Origin of the sequence: Pseudomonas sp. 22085, assembly GCF_052045815.1 — a bacterium.
Classification (GTDB): domain Bacteria; phylum Pseudomonadota; class Gammaproteobacteria; order Pseudomonadales; family Pseudomonadaceae; genus Aquipseudomonas; species Aquipseudomonas glycinae.
This window is the reverse complement of record NZ_JBQEQA010000041.1, coordinates 1-9411: the sequence shown is the minus strand read 5'-3', so window position 1 is coordinate 9411 and position 9411 is coordinate 1. Positions and strand designations below refer to the sequence as shown.

The 9411-nt window shown below is 62.0% G+C and carries 2 protein-coding genes and 1 pseudogene; 2 read left to right on the top strand and 1 reads right to left on the bottom strand.

What is annotated here, in order from left to right; all coding sequences use genetic code 11:
• Positions 1-2556, top strand: a pseudogene (locus ACTJK7_RS28935) (hypothetical protein); the annotation flags it as partial.
• A gap of 498 nt (positions 2557-3054) precedes the next feature.
• Positions 3055-3432: a DUF6124 family protein gene (locus ACTJK7_RS28930; protein ID WP_108560188.1), complete on the top strand. Its 378-nt coding sequence runs from the start codon at positions 3055-3057 to the stop codon at positions 3430-3432.
• A 183-nt stretch (positions 3433-3615) separates the two neighbouring features.
• On the opposite strand, the gene ACTJK7_RS28925 is transcribed toward ACTJK7_RS28930, so the two are convergent.
• Positions 3616-9411: Ig-like domain-containing protein (locus ACTJK7_RS28925; protein ID WP_440781108.1), on the bottom strand; the 5796-nt coding region annotated here is incomplete at its 5' end.

Genomic DNA, 9411 nt, shown 5'->3' with positions numbered 1-9411 from the left:
CGCTCCAGAGGCCGCTTCATCAACATGCTCGGCGAACCCACCCGCCTGGCAGCCCCCATCGTCGAAAGCGCCGTGAGCGGTGCGCTTGATCCCGACTTGCCGAGCGTGATCGTCCGCATCCCCTACGATCCGCTGATCACCCCGGACAACGCCATTGAAATCCACTGGAGCATTACCCTTGCGGACGGCACCGTTTTCGAGCCTGAGCTGGCCTGGATCTTTCCGACCCAGCAGGAGGCCGATGACCCTGAGGGGTTCATCGTCATCATTTCAGGCCCCGAGTACCTGAAACCCGGCGAAGGCGGCAACCTGGTGGTGTCATACGACTTACTCAGTGAAGGCGAGAACGGCGAAATCGTTCGCAGGCCTTCCCCGCCAGCCTCGCCGTTGAACATCGGTGAGCCGAAGCTTGAGCTGGTCAAGCCAATACTCCTGGGCGAAAAGGACGGCGCGCTGGAACCCAGGGATTTGCCCAACGGCATCAGCGAAGTCACCTGCCCCAACCCGGTCAACAATCCAACCCTGCCCAAGGATGTGGTGCACTGGCAATTGCACGATGACCAAGGTGTGCTGCTGTTTACGGACAGCAAATCCCTCAACTCACTGAGCGCCGGCAAACCCGTGAAATTTCCGCTCAATGCGGCGTTTGTACTGCAGTATTTTGAGGCCCGTCGCGGTGAACGGTTGAGTATCCGCTATCACATCGTTCGGTTTGAATCGGGCAAGACCAGTTATTCGAATCCAAAAGTATTTACGATCGGAACCTCACAGCAACAGCGACTGGCCCCGGCCGAGTTCAAGGAAGCAAAAGGTGATCAATTGAATCCTGATCACGTAACGGCTGGTGCAACAATCATCATCAACGCCTCCGCTGGACTGAAGGCAGACGACGAAGTCATCGTTACCGTGACGGGAAAATCTCCTACCACCCTTCCTGCGTACCCGGTCAAGCCCACAGAGGCGGACAAAGAGCTGTCGTCGATCAAAGTGCCTCACAGCGTGATCCTTGCTGAAGATGGCAACACTATCGAGCTGACTTATACCGTCAAACGCAAGGCAGGTGGTACCGATGACCCTTCAGTCCCGGCGGTATACGACGTAAGCAATGTGATCGGAGCGGGCAAACTGAAGGTCATGGGTGCCCGCCACAACCGCAGCGTGTATTGGGCTTCGCGAGCCAGCCGCTGGCTGATGGCATTTGATGCCACGACCGGCAAACCGATCCTGGCCGAGTGGAAATACGCCAATAGCAGCACCTGGACCAAGGGCCAGAACTGGCTCGATACCTCCCCACAGGAACCTCTTCAGGTACGTACTCTCGACGACCACTTCACGATTAGTGAAGCGAACATCTACGGCAATGGCAGCGAAAGCACCGTCACCGGCCAGGCAGCGTTCGTCGCGCTTCGAGACAAGAACAATATGGCGGGTTGGGGTTTGCCTGCCAATGGCAGTACCATCCCGCCCACTATCATCACCATGAACGACATTGTGGAAGTGAGCTGCACACGCAGTACCTATGCAGCCCGACGCAGCAACAACACCACCATCGCCTGGAGCAACACCGCAGGTGAGGGCAGTGACATGAGTACAGTCAATCCAACGGGCTTCACCCAGGTTGTCGGCAATACCACTGCTTTCGCGGGGATCAAGGGTGATGGAACCGTCCATGCCTGGGGCACAATAGTTAACGGAGGAACGACAAGTGCCGAGGTCAAGGCCATTACCAATGCTGTCGAGGTAACCCCTGCCGGATATGCCTTTGCAGTACGACTGGCTACAGGCCACGTCAAGGCCTGGGGCGTGGCCGCCCATGGCGGAACCGTGACTCCACCGATAGATACGCTCGACGATATCGACGAGCTTCTCGGCAGTTTATATGCCTTCGCGGCGAGAAGAACAAACGGCACGGTAGTCGCCTGGGGCCACGCAACCTATGGTGGCGCGGTACCGGCCACCATTGCCGGCCTGACCAATATCACGCAACTTGCCTGTGCCAATCACTATTCATTCTGTGCCCTGCTCGACACCAAACAGGTCGTCGCCTGGGGCCCTGCTGCGCAAGGGGGGACAGTTCCCACGCTGATAGCCTCCCTGACGGATATCTTTTCAGTCGTCGGAACCTGGGCCGCCTTCGCAGCGCTGCGAGAAAACGGTCATGTGGTTGCATGGCCCGAAACCAATGCTGCCGGTATCGTGCCCGCCGCCATCGCGGCCCGGGATGATGTTGTTCAGATCGCGGGCACATCCGACGCATTTGCCGTGCTGTACAAGGATGGAACGGTGGCGGCATGGGGTAATGCAACGGTGGGCGGGAATACAGCTCCGGTCGCGGCGCAATTGACCGACGTCGTAGCGATCTACGCCAATACCCATGGTTTCACAGCGCTAACCGCCGACGGTCGAGTCGTGACCTGGGGGCAAGCCGCAGGAGGTGGAGACAGCAGTACCGTACAGCCTCCACTCAACGGGACGGTGTCCTATCTCGCAACCCCGGCTTCACGTGGACAAGCGCTCATGGCCAGCCGTTTGAGCCAGTCAAAAACGTCGGTCTGAACCCGCCCCCCCGGTCTGGTCGAGCGGCGCTCTGTCGAGAGTGCCGCTCAATACTCACCACACAAGGAAAATCGGGGGATGGAAAGTGACCCTGTTTAATTGCCTGCTCCCATCAGGGAAACCCACGCGCCCTTTCAACCGGGCGGGCGGATTTGGTAGTTCTACCTGCTGAGGATGCATTTGTTGAAGAGTGTTGAAGTTTATATCCGCAAAGCCACGCCACCTTGCGCCTTTGCCTACGCATCCGCCAGAATCCGCCGGCTTGTGCGCCTTGGGGGCGGGTTCTATTGTTTGGCGGTCGCTGAAAAACAGCGATCGGGTTTAGCAGCCCGGTTAACTTCAAGGCACGTTGGTGTCGCCAGTGTTTGTTATGGCGGCTGACGTGGGGCACTTCGGTGCGCCGGGATCCTTGAGCCTGGTCTGCTAACCCGCGTTCAGCCGCCACCCTCTTCGTTTAGCAGCGATGGATGACGGCTCCATATCTCAAGGAGCTTCACAATGATCAAACCAACGCCAAACCCGCCCGAAGTCGATTCGACTTCCCCCTACGAAACCCTCGATTCCAAAAAATTTCACGAAGCCGCCGAGCGTGCGCTCGACCATTACCTCAATCCCCTCCTCCCCCGAAAACCGCTGCTCAAACCCAACACCCGCTACCTCATCGCGCCCGGTATCGACAGCGAAGAGTTGCTGGCAGACGCCTGTGAAACCCTGACCTCGGCCAAGGTCATGGCCAATGACTTCGCCGGGCTGGTTGATGGCCCGCAGCGGCATGTGTTGTTGGGGATTGCGCAGTTGATCATGCTTGGGGAGCTGGCGGTGAATCGCGTGCTGGATAATCTGGAGTTGAAGGCTGAGGCGCCCGCCGTAGCCTGATCGCCGCCTGATCGTTCCCACGCTCTGCGTGGGAATGCAGCCCGGGACGCTCCGCGTCCCAAAGAGCGGACGCAGAGCGTCCATTGAGGCATTCCCACGCGGAGCGTGGGAACGATCAATCCAAGAAAAAACCCGCCGTCCCGGTTGATCGGGACGGCGGGTTTTGTCGTTTCAGCGATCAGATCAGACCGTGTCCACCTTCAACGAATGATCATTGAGCATCCCGTTGATGATCGTCGCCGTGTCATGCCCGCTGGCGATCAAACCGCCCGCCCCCGGCGTCACGCCGTAGTGGCTGGCGAGGTTGACGCCGGCCAGGTCGATGGTCTGGTTCGGCGTGGCGCCGGCCATGGCGCTGACATCGATGCTGGTCATGACCGAGGCGCCGCTGCCGGTGACGGTGAAGTGCAGGTAGTCATCCAGTGACGCCGACGTGCCGTTTTCACCTTGCAGCAGTTGCGACAGGTCGAGCTTGTCGGTGCCGGGGGTGAAGTCGGTGACGAGGTCGTGACCGCTGTTGCCCTTGAGCCACTGGAAGGTGTCGGCGCCCGGCCCGCCGGTCAGGGTGTTGTTGCCCATCCCGCCGATCAGCAGGTCATCGCCCCCGCCGCCGTTGAGGATGTCGTTGCCCAGACCGCCGTTGATCACGTTGTTATTGTTGTCGCCGGTGAGGCTGTCGTTGAAGTTCGAGCCGACGAGATTTTCGATGCCGGTCAGGGTGTCTGTCCCGGCGCCAATGGTGTTTTGCGCACCGAGCAGACCGAGGTTGACCGTCACCCCGGCGGTGGCATGGGCGTAGCTGGCGGTGTCGATGCCAGTGCCTCCGTCGAGCAGGTCGTTGCCCGGGCCGCTGTAGAGCAAGTCGTTGCCGGCCCCGCCGTGCAGTTCGTTATTGCCGGAGCCTGCGGTCAGTACATCGTTGCCGTCGCCGGCGTTGATGATGTTGTCGCCAGTGCCGGCCACCAGCACGTCATCGCCCGAGGTGCCGGTGAGGGTGTGGCCGTCCTGATAGCTGATGGTCACGTTCGCCGTGTCGCTGCCGCCGTGGTTATCGTTGGCGGTGTAGGTGCCGTGGTAGTCCGGGGTGATGTCGTGGGCCCCGGCGTAGTTGAGGGTCATGGTCAGCTGGTAGTTCTCCGCCGCGTTGGCGTTGCTGCCCGTGGTGTTGGTGATGTTGGTGATGTGGATCTGGTAGACGCCGTCGGACGTCGCGGTCAGGGTCTGGCCGTCCGCGAGGGCGATCCAGGCGCCGCCATTGATCGAGTACTCCATGGTGATGTGACCGGCCGCCAGGTTGTGGTCCAGGTTGAGGGTTTCACCCTGGCGCAGGTTGACGGTGATGCGATCTTCATCGTTGGCGTTGGTGTTGGTGACCGCGCCGAGGTAGCCGCTGACCACCAGCACGGCGGTCATGGTCGCAGCGTTGGCGCTGAACGCATTGCGCACGTTGGCCAGGTTCTGGTTGGCGGCGGTGTTCGCATTGGTGCCGGTGAAGCTGATCGCGCCGCTGCCGGTGAAGTCTGCCGATTTGGAGATCCAGCCGGTGTTGAACGAGGTCGGCGTGGCGTTGAGGGTGTCGCCGTTCGGGTCGGTGTCGTTGGCCAGCAACAGCTCGCCCGGCACCACGATGTTGCCCGACAGCACGTTGGTGATGATGTGGTCGTCCACCGCCACCGGAGGCGCGTTGGGGATCACTTTCACGGTCAGGGTCGAACTGGCGAGGTCGCCGTCGTTGTCGCTGAGGGTGAAGCCGATGTTCTCGGTGATCACCACGGCGGTGGTTTTTTGCGAGGTGTAGCTGTAGTCGCCGGTGTCGAGGTTGACCACCAGGGTGCCGCTGTTGTTGGTGGCGATGCTCAGGGTGTTGTTCACCGTGTTGAACGTGCCGTGGTTGGCGCCGCCGCTGGCGACCAGTGAACCCTGGCCGCCGTTGGCTTTCGGGTCATAGGTGTAGGTGGTGCCGTCGACCACGATGGATTTGATGAACCCGCCATCGACGCCGAACGTACCGCCCTCGCCGATCAACGAACCGGTGACCGGCGCGCCCTCGACGGTGCCGGACAGCACCGAATTGAGTTGATTGAGGTCGGTGACCACCACCGCGTTGGTGTTGGTGTGGGTGATGCCGTCGTACGCCAGCGGATCGAGGTTGGCGTTGCTCACGCCGCTGCCCAGGCCGATCGCGTAGTTCTTGATGTTGTTGGCATCGAGGAACGCCTTGAGCGTCGCTTCGTCGGCGGTGCCGATGTCACCCTCGTTGGGTTTGCCGTCGGAGAAGAAGTAACCGACGTTCTGTGCCCCGGTGAGTTTGCCCGAGGTGTTGAACGCGTTGTACATGGTTGCCACGGCAGCGTCGTAGTTGGTGCCGCCGCCCGCGCTGAGGCCGGCCAGAAGGGTCTTGGCCGTCGCGACATCGACCCACACCGAAGTGCGGTCGGTGGCGTTGCTGCTGAAGGTGACGAGCTGCACTTTCACATCGCCCAGATCGTCGTACTTGTCGAGCAAGGCGCTGATCGCCTGCTTCGCCAGTTCCAGCCGCGACAGACCCGGTACGCCGGAGGCGTCAGCCATGCTGCCGGAGATGTCGAGGACGATAAGGATGTTGGAGTCGATCTCCACCGCTGCCACTGAACGATCCGACGCCACCGCTTTGGGCACGTCGTCGACGATGTTGACCACGATGGTGCTGGTGGTGCTGTTGCCCAGCGCATCGGTGGCTTTGTAGGTGAAGCTTTCGCTCAGGGTGTTCGGCCCGTCGTTGGCGTTCGGCGTGGTTTTCGGCGCCGAGGTCAGGGTGTAGGTGTACGTGCCGTCGGCATTGAGCTGGATCTGCCCGTAAGTCCCGGTGGCGCTGCCGACCAGGGTGTAGGTGATCGCCCCGCTGCCGCCGCTGACCGAACCGACCAGTGTGCCGCTGGCAGTTTCGCCGGTGTTGCTCGGGTCGCTGCCGGTGACCGTGCCGGGGGCCAGGTCTTGTCCGTCCTGGGTCAGGTCGAGAGCTTTCTCGTAGACGGTCACGTCCTGATCGGTCGAAGCCACGAGTTTGCTGTCGGCGACGTTGACGGTGATGGTGGTGGTGCTTTCGTCGCCGTCACTGTCGCGGATGGTGTAGGTGAAGGTATCGGTAGCGCCGGGCGGGCTCACCGAGTTCGGATTGCTGTGATAGACCGCGTTGCCGTTGGCGTCGAGTGTCAGGTAGCCGTAGTTGCCGTTGATGTTGCTGTTGAGGCCGCCGATGGCCGAGGTCGCGGTGTTGCTGCCGGCGCGCACGCCGACCACGATTGCCGCGCCATCCGCGCCACTGACGTCATTGCCCAGCACGCTGATGTTGACCGTGCCGCCCTCCGCCACCGAGCCGGTGTCGGCCTTGGCGGTCGGCAGGTCGTCGATGATGTTGACGTTGATCTGCCCGGTGGCGGTGCTGCCATCGGTGTCCGTCGCCACCACGTTGAAGTTCTCGGTGATGCTGTTGGCACCGTTGGCGTTCGGGTGGCTTTCGTTATCGACCAGGGTGTAGCTGTAACTGACCACGCCGGTTGCCGGGTCGTATCCGGTGATGGTCAGCGTGCTGCCCAGCGGGGTGACGGTAGATTGCGGGAAGCCGGCGGCCACGCCGTTGGTCATCACGGCGATGCCGCCCACGGTCAGAGTTTGCAGACCGTCAAGAGCGGTGACGGTGAAGGTGCCGCTCTGGGTCAGTGCCGGGGTATCGGGGCTGGTGCCGTCGCCGAGGTTTTTCTCATAGACAGTCAGCTCGCCGCCATACACGTCGAGGCCGTTGAGGACCACCGGATCGTCGTTGTTGTGGATGTTCAGCACCAGGTTGGCGGTGCTGGTGTCGCCATCGGCATCGGTCAGGGTGTAGGTGAAGGTCTCGGTGCCGTTGCCACCGCCGTGCAGGTTTTTGAAGTCTGCATCGTTGGTGTTCAGCGTGTAGGTGTACGTGCCGTTGGCGTTAAGCACCAACGTGCCGTAAGTGCCGGTGAAGGTGCCGGGAGTGATCGGGCCAGCATTCGGGCCGGTCGCCACCACGTCGGCGCCTTGCACGTCGTTGGTCAGCACGTTGCCGTTGAGGGTCAACTGGGTTTCCGACGCGGTGCCGGCGTTGCTGTCGTTGATCGCCTTCGGTACGTCATCGACGATGTTGACCACGATGGTGCTGGTAACGACGTTGCCCAGCGAATCGGTGGCCTGGTAGGTGAAGGTTTCGGTCAGGGTGTTGGCGCCGTCGTCGGCGTGCGGGGTGGTACTGGCCGGTGAGGTCAGGGTGTAGGTGTACGTACCGTCGGGGTTGAGCACGATCTGCCCGTAGTTGCCGGTGGCGCTGCCGACCAGCGCGTAGCTGATCGCACCGACCGCGCCGGTGACCGAACCGACCAGCGTGCCGGACGCGGTTTCCCCGGTGCTGGTCGGATCGCTGCCGGTGACCGTGCCAGGGGCCAGGTCTTGCCCGTCCTTGGTCAGGTCGAGGGCTTTTTCGTAGACGGTGACGTCGGTGTCGCTGACCGCGCACAGTTTGCTGTTGTAGACGTCGATGGTGATGGTGGTGGTGCTTTCATCGCCGTCGGAATCGCGCACGGTGTACACGAACACGTCCACCGCACCCGGGCCGCTCACGGCATTCGGGTTGCTGTGGTAGACCGCATTGCCGTTGGCGTCGAGGGTCAGGTAGCCGTAGGTGCCGTTGATGTTGCTGTTGAGGCCGCCGATGGCCGAGGTCGAGGTGTCGGAGCCGGCGCGCACGCCCACTACCGCGCCACTGGCAGCCGGGCCATCGGCGCCGCCGATATCGTTGTCCAGCACGTTGCCGCTGACGGTGCCGCCCTCCTGCACCGACGTCGCGTCGGGTTTGGCGGTCGGCAGGTCATCGATGATGTTGACGTTGATCTGCCCGGTCGCCGTGCTGCCGTCGGTGTCGGTCGCCACCACGTTGAAGTTCTCGGTGATGCTGTTGGCGCCGTTGGCGGTCGGATGGGTTTCGTTATCGACCAGGGTGTAGCTGTAACTGACAACGCCAGTGGCCGGGTCGTATCCGGTGATGGTCAGCGTGCTGCCCAGCGGGGTGACCGCCGATTGCGGGAAGCCTGCCGCGACACCGTTGGTGATCACGGCGATGCCGCCCACGGTCAGGGTTTGCAGACCGTCGAGGGCAGTGACGGTGAAGGTGCCGCTTTGGGTCAGCGCCGGGGTGTTGGGGCTGGTGCCGTCGCTGAGATTTTTCTCGTAGACGGTGAGCTCGCCACCGTTGACGTCGAGGCCGTTGAGGTAGACCTGATCGTCGTTGTTGTGGATGTTCAGCACCAGATTCGCGGTGCTGGTATCGCCGTCGGCATCGGTGATGGTGTAGGTGAAGGTTTCAGTGCCGTTGCCGCCGCCGTGCAGCGCTTTGAAATCAGCGTCGCTGGTGTTGAGCGTGTAGGTGTAAGTGCCGTTGGCGTTCAGCACCAATGTCCCGTAAGTCCCCGTAAAGGTGCCGGCGGTAATCGGGCCGGCATTCGGGCCGGTCGGTACGCGGTCGGCGCCTTGCACGTCGTTGGTGAGGACGTTGCCAGTCAGCGTGAGATTGGTTTCCGAAGCGGTGCCCGCGTTGCTGTCGTCCACGCCTTTTGGCAGGTCGTCGACGATGTTCACGTCCAGCGTGGCGTTGGCGGTGGTGCCGTTGTCGTCGACCACGGTCACGGCGAACTGCTCGTTGAGCACGTTGGCGCCGTTGGCGGTTGGGTGCGCTTCGTTGTCGACCAGGGTGTAGCTGTAGCTGACGACGCCGGTTGCAGCGTTGAAACCGGTGATGGTCAGGGTGCTGCCCAGTGGCGTGGTCACCGATTGCGGGAAGCCTGCGGCCACGCCATTGGTGACCACGGCGATGCCACCGATGGTCAGCGTGGTGACGCCGTCCAGCGCGGTGATGGTGAAGGTGCCGCTTTGGGTCAGGGCGGGTGCATCGGGGCTGCTGCCGTCGCTGAGGTTTTTCTCGTAAAC

Coding starts and splice junctions, on each gene's coding strand:
- ACTJK7_RS28930 (WP_108560188.1), top strand. CDS start 3,055: ATGATCAAACCAACGCCAAACCCGCCCGAAGTCGATTCGACTTCCCCC.